Genomic DNA, 19,936 nt, shown 5'->3' on the forward strand with positions numbered 1-19,936 from the left:
ACGAGGAGCGACGCTCAGTGGTTGAGGTTCACCGTACGGGCGGAGGCCGCACCGATCTCGTCCGCGATCTCGCTCAGCACGTTCACCGGCACCGTGTCGTCCACGGTCAGCACGACGAGAGCCTCGCCGCCCTCCTCCGCGCGCGAGACCTGCATGCCCGCGATGTTCAGTCCGGCCTCACCAAGGATCCGGCCGACCGTGCCGACGACGCCGGGGCGGTCGTCGTAACGCAGCACGACCATGTGGTCGGCGAGCGCGAGATCCACGTCGTAGTCACCGACGGCGACGATCTTCTGGAGATGCTTGGGGCCGGCCAGCGTGCCGGAGACAGCGACCTCCTCGCCGCCCGAGAGCGTGCCGCGCACGGTGACGACATTGCGGTGGTCCGGGGACTCGGAGCTCGTCGTCAGCCGCACCTCGACACCGCGCTCCTGCGCGAACAGCGGGGCGTTGACGTACGAGACGGTCTCGTCGACGACGTCCTCGAACACCCCCTTGAGCGCGGACAGTTCCAGCACCTTGACGTCGTGCTGGGTGATCTCTCCGTACACCTCGACATCAAGGCGGACCGCGACCTCGCCCGCGAGCGCGGTGAAGATACGGCCGAGCTTCTCGGCGAGCGGCAGACCCGGGCGCACATCCTCGGCGATCACGCCGCCCTGGACGTTGACCGCGTCCGGCACCAGCTCACCGGCGAGCGCGAGGCGCACCGAACGGGCGACGGAGACACCGGCCTTCTCCTGCGCCTCGTCCGTGGACGCTCCGAGGTGCGGGGTGCAGACGACCTGGTCCAGCTCGAAGAGCGGAGAGTCGGTGCAGGGCTCCTTCGCGTACACATCGAGCCCCGCGCCCGCGACCCGGCCCTCCTTCAGCGCCGAGAACAGCGCCTCCTCGTCCACGATCCCGCCGCGCGCGGCGTTCACGATCCGGACCGAGGGCTTGACCTTGTGCAGGGCCTCGTTGCCGATCAGCCCGAGGGTCTCGGGGGTCTTCGGGAGGTGGACGGTGATGAAGTCGGAGACTTCGAGCAGCTCATCGAGCGAGAGCAGCTTGACGCCCATCTGCGCGGCGCGCGCGGGCTGCACATAGGGGTCGTACGCGACGATCTTCATACCGAAGGCGGACATCCGCTGGGCGACCAGCACGCCGATACGGCCGAGGCCGACGACACCGAGGATCTTCTCGCTCAGCTCGACGCCGGTGTACTTGGAGCGCTTCCACTCGCCGTTCTTGAGCGCGGTGTTGGCCTGCGGGATGTTGCGCGCGCTGGCGACCAGCAGACCGCAGGCGAGCTCGGCGGCGGTGACGATGTTCGAGGTCGGGGCGTTCACGACCATCACGCCGGCCTTGGTGGCGGCGGAGACGTCGACATTGTCCAGACCGACGCCCGCACGGGCGACGACGCGGAGCTTCTTCGCGGCGGCGATGGCCTCGGCGTCGACCTTGGTCGCGCTGCGCACAAGAATCGCGTCGACATCGGCGATGGCCGGGAGCAGCTCCGCGCGGTCGGCGCCGTTGCAGTGCCGGATCTCGAAGTCCGGGCCCAGCGCGTCGACGGTGGCGGGCGACAGCTCTTCAGCGATGAGTACGACAGGTTTCGAGCTCACGTGAGTCCTCACAAGTCCAGTGCGGACGGCCGTCCCGACGGCCGCAGGCGGTGGAGGGGGCTAGCCGCGTGGAAGACGCACGACACTGTGGGCCTGACGCGTATGTGTTGAGCAGTGTAGTGGTGCGGTGCGGTGCGTCTTGCGCCTCGAAGGCAGGATCACCCGTCCGTGGCTGGACAGAGTGGAAAAGCACTCGAGAGCGGCCGGGCAGGGCAGGGGGGCCGGGACCCGATCGTCCCGGCCCCCCTGCCGACGGTGGTTACGCCTCGTCGTTGTCGACCCAGCTCATGAGCTTGCGCAGCTCCTTGCCGGTGGTCTCCAGCAGGTGGTTCTCGTCCTGCTTCTTGTACTCGTTGTACTTCTTCAGACCGCCGTGGTACTCGTCCATCCAGTTCTTGGCGAACGTGCCGTCCTGGATCTCGGCGAGGACCTGCTTCATCTCGGCCTTGGTCTGGTCCGTGATGATGCGGGGGCCGGTGATGTAGTCGCCCCACTCGGCGGTCTCGGAGACCGACCAGCGCATCTTCTCCAGGCCGCCCTCGTACATCAGGTCCACGATCAGCTTCAGCTCGTGGAGGCACTCGAAGTAGGCGATCTCCGGCTGGTAGCCGGCCTCGGTCAGGGTCTCGAAGCCCGCCTTGACCAGCGCGGACGCGCCGCCGCACAGCACGGCCTGCTCGCCGAAGAGGTCGGTCTCGGTCTCCTCGGTGAAGGTCGTCTTGATGACGCCGGCACGGGTGCCGCCGATGCCCTTGGCGTACGAGAGCGCCAGCTCGAAGCCCTTGCCCGTGGCGTCCTGCTCGACGGCCGCGATACACGGAACGCCGCGGCCCTCCTCGTACTGGCGGCGGACCAGGTGGCCCGGGCCCTTCGGGGCGACCAGCGCGACGTCGACACCGGCCGGCGGCTTGATGAAGCCGTAGCGGATGTTGAAGCCGTGACCGAAGAACAGCGCGTCGCCGTCCTTCAGGTTGTCCTTGATGGACTCCTCGTAGACCTGGGCCTGGATGGGGTCCGGGACCAGGATCATGATGACGTCGGCCTCGGCGGCGGCCTCGGCCGGAGTCACCACACGCAGGCCCTGCTCCTCGGCCTTGGCCTTGGACTTGGAGCCCTCGTGCAGACCGACCCGGACGTCGACACCCGAGTCACGGAGCGACAGCGCGTGGGCGTGGCCCTGGCTGCCGTATCCGATGACCGCGACCTTGCGGTTCTGGATGATGGACAGGTCGGCATCGTCGTCGTAGAACAGCTCGGCCACTGGGATATCTCCTTGGTGTGCAGGTGTTGCGTCCCACCGTACGGCGGGGCTGGGTGAGAAAGCGGTCGGGTCTCGCTATGCGAGCAAGCGGTCTTGCGTCACGATCGCGGGCGAGGTCAGGCGCTGCGGTCGAGGGCCCGCAGTGACCGGTCCGTGATGGACCGGGCGCCACGTCCTATGGCGATCGTTCCGGACTGGACGAGCTCCTTGATGCCGAACTGCTCCAGCATCTTGAGCATGGCTTCGAGCTTGTCACTCGAACCGGTGGCCTCGATCGTGACGGCCTCGGGCGAGACGTCCACGGTCTTGGCGCGGAACAGCTGGACGATCTCGACGATCTGGGAGCGGGTCTCGTTGTCCGCGCGGACCTTCACCAGCACGAGTTCGCGCTGGATCGCCCCGCCGGGCTCGAGCTCGACGATCTTCAGAACGTTGACCAGCTTGTTGAGCTGCTTGGTCACCTGCTCCAGCGGCAGGTCCTCGACGTTGACCACGATCGTGATGCGGGAGATGTCGGGGTGCTCGGTGACACCGACCGCGAGGGAGTCGATGTTGAAACCGCGGCGGGAGAACAGGGCGGCGATCCGGGCGAGGATGCCGGGGGTGTTCTCGACCAGGACCGAGAGCGTGTGCTTGGACATGTTCGTCATACCTCTTCCTACGGCTCTCAGTCGTCTTCGTTGTCGCCGAAGTCGGGGCGCACTCCGCGCGCCGCCATGACCTCGTCGTTGGAGGTGCCCGCAGCGACCATCGGCCAGACCTGGGCGTCCTCGTGGACGATGAAGTCGACCACGACCGGGCGGTCGTTGATCGCGTTGGCCTCGGCGATGACCTTGTCGAGGTCGTCCGGGGACTCGCAGCGGATCGCGTGGCAGCCCATCGCCTCGGACAGCTTGACGAAGTCGGGGACGCGGGTGCCGGCGCTTGGCTCCTTGCCGGTGGCGTCGGGGCCCGAGTGCAGCACGGTGTTGGAGTAGCGCTGGTTGTAGAAGAGGGCCTGCCACTGGCGGACCATCCCGAGGGCGCCGTTGTTGATGATCGCGACCTTGATCGGGATGTTGTTGAGCGCGCAGGTGGTCAGTTCCTGATTGGTCATCTGGAAACAGCCGTCGCCGTCGATCGCCCAGACCGTGCGGTCCGGCACGCCGGCCTTGGCGCCCATCGCGGCCGGGACCGCGTACCCCATGGTTCCGGCGCCGCCGGAGTTCAGCCAGGTCGCCGGCTTCTCGTAGTCGATGAAGTGGGCGGCCCACATCTGGTGCTGGCCCACGCCCGCGGCGTAGATGGTGCCCTCGGGCGCCAGCTGACCGATCCGCTGGATCACCTGCTGCGGCGAGAGGCTGCCGTCGTCCGGCTGGTCGTAGCCGAGCGGGTAGGTCTCGCGCCAGCGGCTGAGGTCCTTCCACCAGGCGCTGTAGTCACCGGTGTGGCCTTCGCTGTGCTCGGCCTGGACGGCCAGGACCAGGTCGGCGATGACCTCGCGGGCGTCACCGACGATCGGGACGTCCGCCGTACGGTTCTTGCCGATCTCGGCCGGGTCGATGTCGGCGTGGACGATCTTCGCGTACGGCGCGAAGCTGTCCAGCTTGCCGGTGACACGGTCGTCGAAACGGGCTCCGAGGGCGACGATCAGGTCGGCCTTCTGCAGCGCGGTGACGGCGGTGACCGCACCGTGCATGCCCGGCATTCCCACGTGCAACGGGTGGCTGTCGGGGAACGCGCCCAGCGCCATCAGGGTGGTGGTGACGGGGGCTCCGGTGAGCTCGGCGAGAACCTTCAGCTCGGTGGTGGCGCCGGACTTCAGGACGCCTCCGCCGACGTACAGGACCGGACGCCTGGCCTGGACGATCAGCTTGGCGGCCTCGCGGATCTGCTTCGCGTGCGGCTTGGTCACCGGGCGGTAGCCGGGCAGATCCTGCTGCGGCGGCCAGCTGAACGTGGTCTGCGCCTGGAGAGCGTCCTTGGCGATGTCGACCAGGACCGGTCCCGGGCGGCCGGTCGAGGCGATGTGGAACGCCTCGGCGATGGTCCGCGGGATGTCGTCGGCCTTGGTGACCAGGAAGTTGTGCTTGGTGATCGGCATCGTGATGCCGCAGATGTCCGCCTCCTGGAAGGCGTCCGTGCCAATCGCCTTGGAGGCCACCTGGCCGGTGATCGCGACCAGCGGGACGGAGTCCATGTGCGCGTCGGCGATCGGGGTGACCAGGTTGGTGGCCCCGGGGCCCGAGGTGGCCATGCAGACGCCGACCTTGCCGGTGGCCTGCGCGTAGCCGGTGGCCGCATGGCCTGCGCCCTGCTCGTGCCGGACCAGGACGTGACGGACCTTGGTGGAGTCCATCATCGGGTCGTACGCGGGGAGGATGGCGCCGCCGGGGATGCCGAACACCGTGTCGGCCCCCACTTCCTCGAGAGAGCGGATGAGGGACTGCGCACCCGTGACGTGCTCAACTGCAGCGGTCTGGTGTCCGCCGGTACGGGCCCGCGGCTGCGGATGGTGGGCCCCGGTGGCCTGCTCGGTCATCGGCATTCTCTTCTCGAAGCTGAGGGTTTTTGCGAGGGTTTGGCGTGTTCCAGTGCAACAAAAAACCCCTCGTGCCGTGTGGCAAGCGAGGGGAGCGCGTCGGGGTGGGTCCACAGTGCTTCAAAGAGCCCTGCTCAGCCGACGCGCTTTCCAAGTACGAGAATTCGGGTGCGCATGGCACTGACCCTCCCCCCGGCGCACTGCCACTGTCAAGTGGGTGGGACACGCGTCTCACTATTTGACCCGTTGCGGGCCGCGAACGCGCCACCCGTCAGCACGGGCAGAGCCACTCCGCCCGGTACCGGGAACTCGTCCCGGACCAGCGACCGGCGCAGCCGGTACTCGTCCAGAGGGCCGGAGAATGCCATGCCCTGGCCATGTGTGCATCCCATGGCGCGCAGGGCGAGCACCTGCTCGGGAACGTCCACCCCGTCCGCCACGGACTGCATCCCCAGGTCACAGGCGATACGCAGCAGACCCGCCGTGATCTTGTGCAGCCGGGCCGACTCGACGACTCCCTCGACCAGTCCCCTGTCCAGTTTCAGGACGTCCACGGGCAGCCTGCGCAAGGCGTTGATCGCGGCGTAGCCACTGCCGAATCCGTCCAGCGCGATCCGCACTCCGAGCCTGCGCAGCGAGACGAGCCGCTGCTCCAGATCGTCGAAGGAGATCCGGGGATCGCTGTCCGCCAGCTCGATGATCAGGGCGCCCGAGGCCAGTCCGTGCCGGGTGAGCAGCGCCTCGATGGAACCGAGAGGCAGGGACTTGTCCAGCAGCCTCCGGGCCGAGATCCGCACGGACACGGGCACGCGATGACCCAGCCTGCTGCGCTCGGCGGCCTGCTCGACGGCCTCTTCGAGGAGCCAGCGGCCCAGCTCTGCGGTGCGGTCACCGTCCTCGGCGACCCGCAGGAATTCGGCCGGGGTGAACAGGATGCCCTGCGCGGACCGCCAGCGGGCCTGGGCGGCCACGGCGGCGATACGGCCGGTGGTGAGGCTGACCACGGGCTGATGGAGCAGCGCGAACTCGCCCTGGTGCAGGGCGCTGCGCAGCCGTGCGGCCAGCTCGGTGCGGCGCACCACCTCGGCCTGCATCTGGGGCGCGTACAGCTCGACGCGGTCCTTGCCCGCGGCCTTGGCGCGGTACATGGCGAGATCGGCGTTGCGCATCAGATCGGTGGGGGTGATCCCGGGCTCGGCGAAGGCCACCCCGATGGAGGCGGCCACCCGCACTTCGCTGCCGTCGATGCGGTACGGCTGGGAGAGGGTCAGGCGCAGCCGGTCGGCGATCTCCTGGACCTGGTACTCACGGGCGCTGCGGTCACGGGAGCCGTCGCCGACGATGAGCGCCGCGAACTCGTCGCCACCGAGGCGTGCGGCGGTGTCCCCGGTCCGCACCGAGTCCTGGAGGCGGCGGGCCGCCTGGATGAGGAGTTCGTCGCCCGCCTGATGGCCGAGGCGGTCGTTGACCCCCTTGAAGCCGTCCAGGTCGATGAAGAGCACCGCGGTGCCCGAGTCGCCCGCGCGGCGGCCGGTGAGGGCCCGCCTGACCCGTTCGGTGAACAGGGCGCGGTTGGGCAGATCGGTGAGCGGGTCGTGCTCGGCGTTGTGCTGGAGCTGTGCCTGGAGGCGGACCCGCTCGGTGACATCGCGGCTGTTGAAGATCAGGCCGCCCTGGTGGCGGTTGACCGTGGACTCCACATTGAGCCACTCACCGGTGCCCGACCTGAAGCGGCACTCGATCCTGGTCGTGGGCTCCTCCGCCGGAGGAGCCGCCAGAAAACGGCGCACCTCGTGGACCACGCGGCCGAGATCCTCGGAGTGGATCAGGGACGCCAGCTCGGAGCCGACGAGCTCCTCGGCCTCCCGGCCGTAGACTCCGGCGGCGGCGGGGCTGACGTACCGCAGTATCCCGCTGGGCGCGGCGATCATGATGACGTCGCTGGAGCCCTGCACCAGCGAGCGGAAGTGGTTCTCCTTCTGCGCCAGCTCATGGGTGAGGGCGATGTTGTCGACGAGCATGATGCCCTGCCGGACGACCAGGGCGAGCACGACGGTGCAGCCGGTGAGGACGACGACCCGGTCCACGCGGCGGCCCTCGATGACGTTGTAGAGGATCCCCAGCGTGCACACGGCCGCCGCCAGATACGGCGTGAGCGCGGCGAGCGAGCCGGCGACCGGGCGGCTGGGGTGGCGCGGTCCGCGTGGGGGCCGGGCGGTCTCGACCGTACGGCGCGCGCCCCAGGGGGCGTACGCGAGCAGCAGGGAGCCGGCGAACCAGCCGGCGTCGAGGAGCTGGCCCGAGCGGTAGTTCTCGCGCAGCAGGGGTGAGGTGAACAGCGCGTCGCACAGGACGGTCAGGGCGAGTGCGGCGATGGCGGTGTTCACGGCCGACCGGTTGGTGGCCGAGCGCCGGAAGTGCAGCGCCAGGACCATGCTGACCAGCACGATGTCGAGCAGCGGATAGGCGAGGGAGAGCGCGGCGGGGGCCACGCTCTCGCCCTGTACATGCGCGGTGTGGGCCAGCGCGAGGCTCCAGGAGAGGGTGAGCAGCGAGCCGCCGATCAGCCAGGCGTCCAGCACGAGGCAGACCCAGCCGGCCTTGGTGACCGGGCGTTTGGCGAGGACGAGCAGGCCGACGATGGCCGGCGGCGCGAAGCAGAGGAAGAACAGGTCGGCGATCGAGGGGCTCGGGACCTCACGGTCCAGCACCACTTCGTACCACCCCCAGACCGCGTTCCCCGCGGCGGCCATCGCGGAGGAGAGGGAGAACAGCAGCCATGCGGGCCGAAAGCGGCTCTGCTTCGCCCGGGCGTAGAGGAAGCAGGAGACGGCGGCGATCAGGGCGGCGGCGCTCAGCCCGAAGTCACCCATGACCATGGCAACTTCCGGTGAGCCCCAGCCGAGGGCCGCGCCCAGGCCGTAGGCGGCGCAGACGGCGGCGAGGAGGAGTTGGGGGAGCGGTCCCGTGCCGCCGGGGACCGTCTGCCGGGCCATGAGCGCCCCCGGGGCGCTCACCGGACTGCTCCGGCGCGTGTCGCAGGAGGGCTCGCCGCCGGCTCGACCGGTGCCGGTGGAAACGGCGCCGCATCGACCGGTGCCGGTGGGGATGGCACCGCGTCCGCGGGTGCCGGTGGGAGCCCAGCCGGACGGTGTCTTTGTCCCGGAGTCCGTGAGGGTCGCCGTCGGCGATCCTGCCGCGTCGGATGGTTCGTCCATTGGCCGTGCATCGCCCGTCGCCCCCCTCGAAGTCTGATCGGCAGTCAGGTCGCGTAGCAGCACCACCCCTGCCCGGTGCAGCCCCCGGTCGGGACGATACACCAGAACGGTCACTCAGGGACATACCCCCTCTACTCTGCGTGACCATCGACGCCATGGTCGGCACGCGGCGCATCCGGGTGACTTCACAGCGTGCCCGAATGACGCGAGCCGGGCGGACTATTCGGTCGTGAGCACCACGTTGCGCACCGGCTCGCCCGCGGCGAATCGGGTGAGTTGTCCGGCGAGCAGCCGCTTGGCGCGCGGCATGAACGCCGAGGTGGAGCCCCCCACATGGGGGCTGATGAGCACGCCCGGGGCGTGCCACAGGGGGTGCCCGGCGGGCAGCGGCTCGGGGTCGGTCACATCGAGGGCGGCGGTGATACGGCCGCTTTCCACCTCGGCGAGCAGCGCCTTGGTGTCGACGACGGGACCCCGCGCCACGTTCACCAGCAGGGCGCCGTCCTTCATCCGGCCCAGGAAGGCGGCGTTCGCAAGGCCCTTCGTCCGCTCCGTAAGAGGGGCGGAAAGAACCACAATGTCCGCTTCTGGCAGCAGGGTGGGCAGATCGGCGAGTGCGCGCACTTCTCCGCGCTCCGTAGTGCGGGCGGAGCGCGCGACGCGCGCCACCCGCGCGCACTCAAACGGCGCGAGCCGGTCCTCGATAGCGGCCCCGATCGATCCGTATCCCACGATGAGGACCGACTTGTCGGCGAGCGCGGGATAGAAGCCCGCACGCCATTCCTCCTTGTCCTGACCGCGCACGAAACCGGGGAAACCGCGCAGGGAGGCGAGGATCAGGGCGAGGGTGAGCTCGGCGGTCGAGGCCTCGTGGACGCCCTTGGCGTTGCAGAGGCGTACGCCGGGGTGCAGTGAACCGATTCCCGGGGTCACATGGTCGATCCCCGCGGAGAGGGTCTGAACGACTCGGACGGACGACATGGCGGCGAGCGGGCGGACCGCGACCTCCGTGCCCTTCATGTAGGGCACGGCGTAGAAGACGCAGTCGGCGGGGTCGGCGGGAAGGTCCGGGCCGCCGTCCCAGAACCGATACGTGAGGCCGGATTCCGAGGGCTCGGGAAGCCCGTCGATCTCCTCGGCCGGAATGGGGAGCCAAACGTCTGCAGTCATGGTCAGGAGGCTATGCGAAGGGCGTCCGGAGGCATTGGCTAGTTTGGTCAGCGGCCTGCGGAGACGACCAGAGGAGGGGTTCGGGCAGTTGGAACCCAGGACAATCGGTGCGTCGGTGCTCGAAGTGGGCGCGATCGGGCTCGGCTGTATGCCGATGAGCTGGGCGTACACCGGCTCCCAGCAGCGTGGGGACCGCTCGCTGCGTACGGTGCACGCCGCGCTCGACGCCGGTTGCAGTCTTCTGGACACGGCCGACATGTACGGGCCGTTCACCAATGAGCTGCTGATCGGCCGGGTGCTCGAGGAGCGGCGGCGGGACGCGTTCGTATCGACCAAGGTCGGGCTGCTCGTCGGCGACCAGCATGTGGTCGCCAATGGGCGGCCGGGATATGTGAAGCGGGCCTGCGACGCGTCACTGCGGCGGCTGCGCACCGAGGTGATCGACCTCTATCAGCTGCACCGGGCCGATCCTGAGGTCCCCGTGGAGGAGACCTGGGGCGCGATGGCGGAGCTGGTGCGGGCGGGAAAGGTGCGGGCGCTGGGGATGTGCGCGGTGGGGGCGCGCGCTGGGCGCCGCTCGGGCGCGCATCTGTACGAGGGAACGATCCGTCAGTTGGAGCGGGTGCAGCAGGTGTTCCCGGTGAGCGCGGTCGAGGCCGAGCTGTCGGTGTGGTCGCCGGAGGCGCTGGAGCGACTGCTGCCCTGGTGCGAGGCGCGAGGTGTGGGGTTTGTGGCGGCGATGCCGCTGGGGAACGGCTTCCTGACCGGGACCCTGACACCGGGTCAGGGATTCGAGCCGGACGACGTACGGGCCCGGCATCCGCGGTTCACGGCGGAGATGATGGCGGCGAACCAGCCCGTCGTGGCGGGGCTGAGGCGGGTCGCCGGACGGCACGGTCCGAAGACGACACCGGCGCAGGTGGCGCTCGCCTGGGTGCTGGCCCAGGGCCGCGACGTGGTGGCGGTGCCGGGGGCCAAACGCGACGAGTGGGCCGTGGAGAACGCCGGCGCGGCGGGACTGCGACTGACCGGGCGGGATCTGGCTGAGCTGGCGGGACTTCCGAGGGCGAGGGGATCCTGGGACTGAGCGCACCGCGGAGTTCCGGTGATCGGGAACCTCCGGGGCGGCTGGGGTGTAAGAACAGTAGTCAGGCAGCTCATACAGCCGTCGAAGGGATCCGAACCGTGCAACGTCCTGCTGTGACGGCCGTGTTGGCCGCTGCCGTGCTTGTGCTCGTGGCCGGGTGCTCGTCCGGCGACGACCCGCCGGGTGGCCTGAAGGGCGCGACATCGGCCACGCCCGGGGCTTCCGCCTCGGGCACGGGCAGCTCGCCGAGTCCGACGGGCCCGCCCGCGAAGGGCTCCGTGAAGGTCGTCTCCACACTGACCAAGGACCTGAAGTCGCCGTGGGGCGTCGCCGCCCTGCCCGACGGTGATCTGCTGGTGGCCTCGCGCGACGAGGGGACGATCACCCGGGTCGACGTGGAGACCGGCAAGAAGACCCTGATCGGCTCGGTGCCCGGGGTGGCCCCGGCGGGCGAAGGCGGACTGCTCGGCCTGGCCGTCTCGCCGTCGTTCGCCTCGGACCACCAGGTGTACGCGTACTTCACCACCGAGTCGGACAACCGCATCGCCCGCATGCTGTACGACGAGCAGAAACCGGCCGATCAGCAATTGGGGGCTCCGGACACGGTGCTGCGGGGCATCCCGAAGGGCGTCGTTCACAACGGCGGCCGGATCGCCTTCGGCCCCGACAAGATGCTGTACGCGGGCACGGGCGAGACGGGTGACACGGGGCTCGCGCAGGACAGGAAGTCGCTGGGCGGCAAGATCCTGCGGATGACTGGGGACGGGCAACCGGTGCACGGCAATCCGGACGCCGACTCCGTCGTGTACTCATGGGGCCACCGCAATGTGCAGGGGCTCGCATGGGACGCGGACAAGCGCCTGTGGGCAGCCGAATTCGGCCAGAACACCTGGGACGAGCTCAATCTGATCGAGCCGGGGAAGAATTACGGCTGGCCCGAGGCGGAAGGCAAGGCGGGCAAGGCGGGCTTCGTCGACCCGGTGGCCCAGTGGAAGACGGCGGACGCGTCACCGAGCGGTATCGCGTACGCCGAGGGTTCGATCTGGATGGCCTCTCTGAAGGGCGAGCGGCTCTGGCGGATCCCGTTGGCGGGCACGGAACCTTCCGCGGAGCCCCAGGCGTTCCTCAAGGGTGAGTACGGCCGACTGCGCACGGTGCTCTCGGCGGGCGGCCCCAAGCTCTGGCTCGTGACGAGCGAGACGGACACGCGGGGCTCACCCGAACCGGGGGACGACAAGATCCTCCAGTTGGAGGTGAAGTAGGGGGTGTACGGCTTGTGTTCAGTGCCTTCGAGGAGATCTTCGCGCCGGGCCGCAAGCACACCGACGAGGAACGCAACCGCTTGGCCCTGACGAGAGTCGACATCGGCGACAACGACCCGGCCCACGGCCCGATAGACCTGGCTTCGGGCAAGGTCACGATCCGACCGCCGGAGGACGACGACGCGGCGTGAGGTCGGCGGCGGGGTGCGGTTGGTGCGGCCCGTCGCGACCAGGCGAAGGATGTCCTCCTCGCGGCGGGTCAGGCCGAGCGCCGGTCCCGTCGGTTCGGGTGCGGGCGACGGAACGGGGGCATCCGTCAGGGAGATACGGGCTCGCCGCGCCAGCAGGGCGATGTCTTCGGACAGGGGGCGCGCACACAGCCCATGGGCCGTCGCCGCGGCCCGGCGCAGCAGCTCCGCGGCCCCCGCGCGGTCCGACTGGAGCAGTGCCTCCGCAAGGCGGTGGCGGACCCTCGCCAGGTCGTACGGCCGGTCCAGCCCCTCGAAGGCCGTGACCGCCTCCGCCCAGTCGGCCGCCGTGTCCTCACCGTGGGCGCGCCGCAGCTCGGCGCGGACCCAGCGCTCGTGGGCCTTCCACACCGGCACCGCGGTGACCAGGGTCCTGGCCGCCTCACGGATCCGTTCCAGCGCCTCGGCCCGGCCGGGCTCCGCCGCGGGCAGACCACGGGTGTCGGCCTCAGCGTGGCCGAGGCAAGCAACAGCGGCCAGGCGTACCGCTGTGTACCGGGAGGGAACCCCGGCGTCGCAGCCCGTTCGAACTCCGCCCGGGCGTCCGGCACCCTGCCCTCCGCGGCAGCGATGCTCAACGCGACCAGGTGCAGCGGCACAGAGCTCTGCGGCTAGGAGCCGGAGCCCGCGGTGGGCATGCCCAGGAACAGGTCGAAGTACATGCCCGCGGAGACGATCACCCCCAGGACACCGAGGACGACTCCTGCCACGGCGAAGGCACGGACCCAGCCGGCCTTCTGCGGCAGGGCGAGGACGGTGACGCCGACGATCAGGGCGAGGAGGGCGAAGACGCCGTTGACCAGGGCGGTGGTGTGCCAGGCGTTGCCGTAGACGGCGGCGATCTGCTGGGCGGGGGTGCCGCCCTGCGCGGTCTTGATCTGGCCGATCAGGGTCTGGCGCTCGGCGGCGACCCTTCCGGCCCAGGTGCCGCTGAGCGCCACGACCCCGAGTCCGGCGGCGACGACGCCCGCGGCGGCGGATCCGAGGCCGGTGGCGCGCGGGCCCGCCTCGGCGCCGTCGGTGTCCCGGGCGTCCGCGTCCTCGGCGTCGTTGCTCCCGGCGCCGTCCGCCTCGGCAGCGTCCGCTGCGGCTGCCGCGTCGGTCGTGCCTGCGCCGCGCTCGGCCGACCCGGCGGCAGCCTTGGTGTCCTTCTCCGTCAGCTCGGTCGACTCGGTCGCGCCGGTGGTCTCTTCGGTCTCGGTGGGGTTCATGCGCCGCACGCTAGGGGGCGCGTCTGAGAGTCCTCTTAACGACCGTGTGCCCCCGTCGACCACCGGATGCCTCCGTCGACGGCACGATGCTCCCGTCAGCGACGAGAGGTCTTCGCCGACCGCAGTGCCCGCCACTCGGGAGCCAGCACCGACCACATCTCCATGTCGTGCCGCACCCCCCGGTACGGATAGGACTCCCTCAGGACGCCCTCGCGCGTCATCCCCAGCCGCTCGGCCACCTTGAGACTGGCCGTGTTCGCCGACGAGGCGGACCACTCCACCCGGTGTATCCCCCGTTCCTCGACCGCCCAGTCGATCAGCACCGTGATGGCCCGTGAGACCAGACCGCGCCCCACGCCCGCCGGCTCCAGCCAGCAGCCGACCTCGCAGTACTCCATGGCCGTGTCGAATATCCGGAAGAGCACGCCGCCGACGAGCGTCCCGTCCAGCCAGATCCCGTAGAGGCGCCCGCTGTCCGCGGCCTGCTTCTCGGCGTACGACTGAAGGAAGCCGCGCGCCGATTCGAGATCCGAGGCCGCCGCGGCGAGTCCGACGTACGCGCCGATGTACTCGCGTCCGCGGTCTATGTGGGCGAAGAACTCCTCGGCCCGCCATGGCTCCAGGGGGCGAAGTTCCGCGCCGTCGTCGCCCAGCACTGTCGCGAACATCCTCGTCCTCCGGCCCGGTTACGGCACGAGCTGTCCGTCGTCGCTCGTGCGCTGCCCGGGGATCTTCGCATGCACACCGCATTCGGGGGGTTCGATGCTGATGCGGGGCAGACGCCGCTCGAGCCAGCGCGGCAGCCACCAGTTCGCGCCACCGAGCAGGTGCATGAGCGCGGGCACCAGCAGCGTGCGCAGCACGAAAGCGTCCAGCGCCACCGCAGCCGCCAGGGCGATACCGAACATGGCGATGACCCGCTCGCCGCTGAGCACGAACGCGAGGAAGACCGAAATCATGATCACGGCCGCGGAGTTGATCACACGGCCGGTCTCGGCGAGTCCGACCCGTACCGCCCGGCGGTTGTCGCCGGTCTCCAGCCACTCCTCGTACATCCGGCTGACCAGGAAGACCTGGTAGTCCATGGAGAGCCCGAAGAGCACCGAGACCATGATGACCGGCAGGAACGGCTCGATCGGTCCTGCCCGGCCGAGACCGAGCAGCTCACTGCCCCAGCCCCACTGGAAGATCGCGACAACGATGCCGAAGGACGAGGCGACGGCGGCCACGTTCATCACGGCGGCCTTGAGCGGGATGCCGACCGAGCGGAAGGCCAGCAGCAGGAGCAGACAGCCGAGCGCGATCACGACGCCGACGAAGAGCGGCAGCTTGCCGACGATGATCTCGGCGAAGTCGTCGTAGCTCGCCGTCACACCCCCGACGTGTGCCTGAAGCGATGTGCCGTCCGACGCGGCGGGCAGGACGTCGTCGCGCAGCCGGTCGACGAGCTCGCTGGTCGCCTTCGACTGGGGGGCCGAGTCCGGTAGGACGGTGAGCACCGCCGTGTCGCCGCTGCCGTTGTACGCGACGGGCCCGACGGACTCGACGCCGTCGACTCCACGCAGGGTGTCCGGCAGCTTGTCGATCGCGAGCCGGTCGTCCGCGCCGTCGAGATGGGCGACGAGGGTGAGCGGGCCGTTGACGCCGGGTCCGAAGCCCTCGGCGAGCAGGTCATAGGCCTGGCGGGTGGTCGAGGAGGACGTTCCGTTGCCCTGGTCGGAGGTGCCGAGGTGGAGCGAGAACGTGGGCAGGGCCAGTACGAGCATGACCACGGCGGCGACCGCCCCGAGCAGCTTCGGTTTCCGCTCGACGAACGCGGACCAGCGGGCGGCGAAACCGGTGGGGCGTTCGGGCTGCGGGCCGTGCTCGCGGAGCCTGCGGCGTTCGCGTCTGCTGAGTGCCTTCATACCGATGCAGGACAGCAGCGCGGGCAGCAGCGTCACCGACGCCGCCACGGTGAGGACGACGGTCAGACAGGCCGCGATGGCCACACCGTTGAGGAAGCCGAGGCGCAGCATGAGCATGCCGAGCAGAGCGATGCAGACCGTGGCGCCGGCGAAGACGACGGCCCGGCCGGTGGTGGCGACGGCGTCCCTGGCCGCTTCGGCCACCGGCAGTCCGCGCCGTAGCCCCTTGCGGTGTCTGGTCACGATGAACAGTGCGTAGTCGATGCCGACGCCGAGTCCGATCAGCATGCCGAGCATCGGCGCGAAGTCGGCGACGGTCATCACATGTCCGAGGAGCACGATGCCCGCGTAGGCGGTGCCGACGGCGACGAGCGCGGTGGCGATGGGGAGCAGACTGGCGGCGAGGGAGCCGAAGGCGAGGAAGAGGACGACGGCGGCGACGGCCACGCCGACGATCTCCGCCATATGCGCGCTCGACGATTCGGTCAGGGCTATGGCGCTGCCACCGAGCTCGACCCGGAGCCCGTCCGTCTCCGCGGCCTGCGCGGTCTCGACGACGGCCTTGGCCTGCGCCACGGGGATGTCGTCGGCCTGCTGGTCGAAGGTGACCACGGCGAAGGCGGTGTGTCCGTCGCGGCTGATCCGGCCGCCGCCCTCGTTGCCGTACGCGCTGGTGACGGCGGCGACCCCGTCGAGCCGGGCCACCTTGTCGAGCGCCTCGGTCATGCGCTGCTCCACGGCGGGGGCTCGGACGCTGCCGGTACCGGTGTGCCAGACGATGGTGTCGTTGTCGCCGGACCGGCCGTGGAAGCCCTCGTCCAGCAGGGCGGTCGCCCGGCCGGATTCGGTGCCCGGGACTTCGTAGTCGTTGGAGTACGCGCTGCCCGCGACGGCAGCCCCGGCCGTGATGCCGCCGAAAGCGAGGAGCCAGAGAACGACGGCTACGAGTCGGTGCGTGATGCACCACCGGGCGATTGCTGCCAACGGATCCGCTCCCTGGGTGGTTCGTGGATCTTTGACCGGGAACAGCCCGCAAAGAACTCATGACCTACAAAGGGACACTCTGGCAGCAGTACGTGATTCTTTGTCCGTTTCGTGGGCTTCCTCACAGCGGTGGCGAAGGTCCGGGATCAGGCTCCCGGACCTTCGCCCATCTGCACGGACGACCTTCCCCGATCAGCCGGAGACGCTTGCCCGCCCGTTCTCTATGTGACCCATCAAACGGCGGCTGAAGGTCGGCTCACTGTTCGCGGTCACCTCGATGTCGTACCAGCCGTGCGCGTCGGCCGCCGAGTGGACGACCGAGCGGCTGCGGCCCGGCTTGACCGTGACGACGCGGGTCCAGTCGTCGAGGTCGGCCTCGTCGACATAGGCCAGCGGGCGGACGGTGAAGGTAACCGGCTTCGTTCCCTCGTTGCACAGCGTGAGATGGAGATCGCGGTCGTGGTGGTCGATCGACGAGGAGACCTCGGCGCTGCCGTGCTTATTGCCGGCGAACTCGCGGCGGAAGCCGTTCGGCCCGGTGATCGTGAAGCGGTAGGTGTCGCCGGTAAGGGGCACGGACCAATGGGCCCTGCCCCTTACATCCTTGTGCTGCGGAACGGGGAACTCGGCGGCGTACGGATAGAGCGCGAAGTGCGCGCTGGAGCATCCGGTGTTGCTGAGCCGGACCCTGAAGGTGTCGCCGGTGACACTGCCGTACGCGTCGGGCTGGTACGGCAGTGGCCGCGCGGGACGCGTCCCCTCCTCCTGGAGAGGCATGTGCTGCACGGTCGGTGGCACGGGCCGCCAGCGGCCGGTGAACGGCGGGATCGCCCCCGGCTGGTCGACATCGGGCTGCGGCCTGCCGCGCCGGAAGTCGAAGGCGGAGGTCAGATCGCCGGTGACGGCGCGCCGCCATGGGCTGATGTTGGGCTCCTCGATGCCGGTCCACCGCTCCAGGAGCCGGATGACGGAGGTGTGGTCGAAGACCTCGGAGCATACGTAGCCGCCGACGGACCAGGGTGAGACGACCAGCATCGGGACCCGGATGCCGAGCCCGGTGGGCTTGCCGTCCCAGTGCTCCTCGGTGACCTCGGGCGGCGCCACCGGCGGCGGGACGTGGTCGAAGAAGCCGTCGTTCTCGTCGTAGTTGATCAGGACGACGGTGTGCCGCCAGACGTCGGGGTGGGAGCCGAGCGCGTCAAGGATCTTGTAGACGATGGTGGCGCTGTGGATCGGCGAGGAGACGCTCGGGTGCTCGGAGTCAACCGCGGAGGGCACCAGGTAGGACACCTCGGGCAGGGTACCCGCGGCCACGTCCTTGGCGAACTCCTCGGCCAGCGTGCCGGTGGGCACCCGGCGCAGGCCGCGCTCGAAGAGCCGCCGCTCCTTCCTGGTGAGGGTGGCGACCCCCGCCTCCAGAAGGCCCAGCAGACGTTCCCGCTCCGCGGCGTCCTGGGTGTCACGGACGGCCGCGTAGAACGACTCCATGAAGGTGTGGCCGCCGGTCCTGGCGAGCGCCTTGCGGGCGATGGCCTTGAACGTGGTGAAGAACTCGATCTGGTTGTCGGTGAAGTTCTCCCACTCGGTGTACGTCTTCCAGCTCCGCCCCGCCTTGTCGAGCCGTTCGGCGTAGGTGCCCCAGTCGTAGCCGGGGTGGGTGCCCTCGTCGTAGGCGTCGTTGCTGACGGCCCGCTTCCCGCCGGCCTCGAAGCCGGTCTTCCCGCTCCACAAGTGGTTGCGGTTGGGGCTGGTCGACGTGTGGATCGAGGAGTGGTAGGCGTCGCAGATGGTGAAGGTGTCCGCGAGCTCGTAGTGCAGCGGAAGGTCCTGGCGGTCGTAGTACGCCATCGTGGCGGCCGACTTGGCGGAAATCCAGTTGTCCATCCAGCCGCCGGCCCAGGCCTTCGATCCGCCGCTCCAGGAGTGGTCGAGAGCGTTGATGTACTGGAGGTCCTGCTTCTGCGTCTCGGCCGCGCCGCGCACCGGGAAGGGCAGCACGGTGGTGCCGAGCGGGCCGGGCTGCTCGAAGACGGGCTTCCCGGAGGGAAGTTCGACGGCGTTGCGGTCACCGAAGCCGCGTACACCGCGCAGCGTCCCGAAGTAGTGATCGAAGGAACGGTTCTCCTGCATGAGGATCACGACGTGCCTGATCGAGCGCAGTCCGCCGGACGGGGGCTCGGCGGCCATCGCGACCTGCAGGGACGGAGGCAGCAGCGAGCCGGCCGCCGCCGCGCCGAGTGCGCCTCCGCCGAGCGCGAAGAGCCGCCGCCGTGACATGTCCGTGGTCAAGTGATCCTCCCGATACGAGTGCTTCCCCCGCCGGGACCGTAGTGAGGCAGAGTGACTTGAGAAAGTCCCGTGGACGGCGCGGCGGTGAACGTCCATGAGTCCGTGCGGAGAGCCCAGGCACGCACGATCCCCGGCCCGGCGCTCGCCGAGGCGCCCCGCCCCTGCCCCGTGTCGTACCCGGGTTGTTCCGAAGACGTAAATCCCCCTGCGTGCGGCAGGCGTTGTCGGTAGCGGCTGGCACGATGGGTGACATGGAAAACACGGGGACCAACCAGCCGATCCTCTGGCCGGCCGACGCCGCCGAGTTCGCCCTGACGCTCCATGACACCCCCGACGCGTACTTCGGCCGACCCCCCGTCCCGGTCCTCTCGTACGAACCGGGGGTCTCGCTGCGTGACCGGCGGGAGGCATTCCGGGTGGTCTACGCCGCGATAGTGGCCCGTATCGGCGAGCCGACGCTGTACGGCGGATCGGCGGAGGGCCCCAACGTCCGCTGGCGGGACGGCAGGCGGACCGTGCTGCTCGCGGGCAACCGCCACCACGCGCAGCTCTCCGTCCACGACACGCACGCCCTGGAGAGCGAGGAGCTGCGGACCTTCGAGTGGGGCGGCGCCTGGTCGGCCGACGAGCCGCACGACTTCGATTTCCTGCCCTACGCCTGGCAGCTGGACCGCAGTGGCCCCGGTGAGCGTCCGGTCGAGCGGCCCGGCGCCCGGATGGCCTCCTCGCTCGAACACTTCGAGAACGCGCTGGAGCTGCTGCTGACGGCCTGGGTCGAGCAGCTCTCGGTGCAGGTCGGCGACGACTGGGCGAGCTTCAGCGTGACCAGCGCGGCCGACCGCGGCCGACAGCTGCTCATTTCCTACGCCTTGGAGGACGGGCTGCATGTCTCGGTCGACGACCGGGATGGCGAGGACAGCCCCGAGCGGGCGCGGCTGATGCACTTCCGCGGCTGGCAGTCCCGCGACCGCGGCTGGTGGCAGACGGACTTCCCGGAGCCCGAGCGCCCCGAGGTGTCGGCGGTGGCCCGGCTGGCACTGGCGGAGCTGCATGCCCGCGGCACCAAGGAGCCGGAGGAACTGCGCGCGAGGGACGTCAGCTGCAAGGACCGCGGCGACTTGTGGCTGCCGGGCCTGGGCATACGCCACTGAGAGAGCCGGGCGGCCCGGCG

14 protein-coding genes and 1 pseudogene are annotated in these 19,936 nt (G+C 69.9%); 4 read left to right on the forward strand and 11 right to left on the reverse strand.

Going from position 1 to position 19,936, the window contains the following annotated elements:
• Positions 1–14: 14 nt before the first annotated feature.
• The 6 genes from serA to OG293_RS09420 all read right to left on the reverse strand — a co-directional run bounded on the left by serA (position 15) and on the right by OG293_RS09420 (position 9,777).
• Positions 15–1,607, reverse strand: coding sequence for a phosphoglycerate dehydrogenase (gene serA / locus OG293_RS09395; RefSeq protein ID WP_405998307.1), 1,593 nt, complete (start codon positions 1,605–1,607; stop codon positions 15–17).
• A 259-nt stretch (positions 1,608–1,866) separates the two neighbouring features.
• Positions 1,867–2,868 carry a ketol-acid reductoisomerase gene (ilvC, locus tag OG293_RS09400; RefSeq protein WP_405998308.1) on the reverse strand — a complete coding sequence of 334 codons (1,002 nt, stop codon included), beginning with the start codon at positions 2,866–2,868 and terminating at the stop codon, positions 1,867–1,869.
• 116 nt (positions 2,869–2,984) lie between these two features.
• The gene (ilvN, locus tag OG293_RS09405) at positions 2,985–3,509 is read right to left on the reverse strand and encodes an acetolactate synthase small subunit (RefSeq protein ID WP_005311534.1); all 525 of its coding nucleotides are present in this window, start codon (positions 3,507–3,509) and stop codon (positions 2,985–2,987) included.
• A gap of 26 nt (positions 3,510–3,535) precedes the next feature.
• Positions 3,536–5,395, reverse strand: coding sequence for an acetolactate synthase large subunit (locus OG293_RS09410; RefSeq protein WP_405998309.1), 1,860 nt, complete (start codon positions 5,393–5,395; stop codon positions 3,536–3,538).
• 203 nt (positions 5,396–5,598) lie between these two features.
• On the reverse strand, positions 5,599–8,406 hold the full coding sequence (locus OG293_RS09415) for a putative bifunctional diguanylate cyclase/phosphodiesterase (protein WP_405998310.1): 2,808 nt from the start codon (positions 8,404–8,406) through the stop codon (positions 5,599–5,601).
• A gap of 420 nt (positions 8,407–8,826) precedes the next feature.
• The gene (locus tag OG293_RS09420; protein WP_405998311.1) at positions 8,827–9,777 is read right to left on the reverse strand and encodes a 2-hydroxyacid dehydrogenase; all 951 of its coding nucleotides are present in this window, start codon (positions 9,775–9,777) and stop codon (positions 8,827–8,829) included.
• A gap of 88 nt (positions 9,778–9,865) precedes the next feature.
• Between OG293_RS09420 and OG293_RS09425 the strand changes: the two genes are divergently transcribed.
• From OG293_RS09425 to OG293_RS09435, 3 genes are all read left to right on the forward strand, one after another.
• A complete protein-coding gene (locus OG293_RS09425; RefSeq protein ID WP_405998312.1) occupies positions 9,866–10,864 on the forward strand; it encodes an aldo/keto reductase in 999 nt (332 codons plus the stop codon).
• A 113-nt stretch (positions 10,865–10,977) separates the two neighbouring features.
• Positions 10,978–12,126, forward strand: coding sequence for a PQQ-dependent sugar dehydrogenase (locus OG293_RS09430; protein WP_405998313.1), 1,149 nt, complete (start codon positions 10,978–10,980; stop codon positions 12,124–12,126).
• A gap of 14 nt (positions 12,127–12,140) precedes the next feature.
• Positions 12,141–12,317, forward strand: a complete 177-nt coding sequence (locus OG293_RS09435) for a DUF6191 domain-containing protein (protein WP_405998314.1) — start codon at positions 12,141–12,143, stop codon at positions 12,315–12,317.
• A gap of 15 nt (positions 12,318–12,332) precedes the next feature.
• On the opposite strand, the pseudogene OG293_RS09440 reads toward OG293_RS09435, so the two are convergent.
• From OG293_RS09440 to OG293_RS09460, 5 genes and pseudogenes are all read right to left on the reverse strand, one after another.
• Positions 12,333–12,985, reverse strand: a pseudogene (locus OG293_RS09440) (hypothetical protein); the annotation flags it as partial.
• Positions 12,986–13,585: a hypothetical protein gene (locus tag OG293_RS09445; protein ID WP_405998315.1), complete on the reverse strand. Its 600-nt coding sequence runs from the start codon at positions 13,583–13,585 to the stop codon at positions 12,986–12,988.
• Between the two features lie 95 nt (positions 13,586–13,680).
• On the reverse strand, positions 13,681–14,253 hold the full coding sequence (locus OG293_RS09450) for a GNAT family N-acetyltransferase (protein WP_405998316.1): 573 nt from the start codon (positions 14,251–14,253) through the stop codon (positions 13,681–13,683).
• An 18-nt stretch (positions 14,254–14,271) separates the two neighbouring features.
• Positions 14,272–16,476: an MMPL family transporter gene (locus OG293_RS09455; protein WP_405998317.1), complete on the reverse strand. Its 2,205-nt coding sequence runs from the start codon at positions 16,474–16,476 to the stop codon at positions 14,272–14,274.
• Positions 16,477–16,668: 192 nt separating this feature from the next.
• On the reverse strand, positions 16,669–18,765 hold the full coding sequence (locus OG293_RS09460) for a phosphocholine-specific phospholipase C (protein WP_405998318.1): 2,097 nt from the start codon (positions 18,763–18,765) through the stop codon (positions 16,669–16,671).
• 251 nt (positions 18,766–19,016) lie between these two features.
• Here OG293_RS09460 and OG293_RS09465 point away from each other — a divergent pair, with 251 nt between their 5' ends.
• Positions 19,017–19,916: a hypothetical protein gene (locus OG293_RS09465; protein WP_405998319.1), complete on the forward strand. Its 900-nt coding sequence runs from the start codon at positions 19,017–19,019 to the stop codon at positions 19,914–19,916.
• Positions 19,917–19,936 lie beyond the last annotated feature (20 nt).

It is taken from the genome of Streptomyces sp. NBC_00829 (assembly GCF_045161795.1).
Classification (GTDB): Bacteria; Actinomycetota; Actinomycetes; order Streptomycetales; family Streptomycetaceae; genus Streptomyces.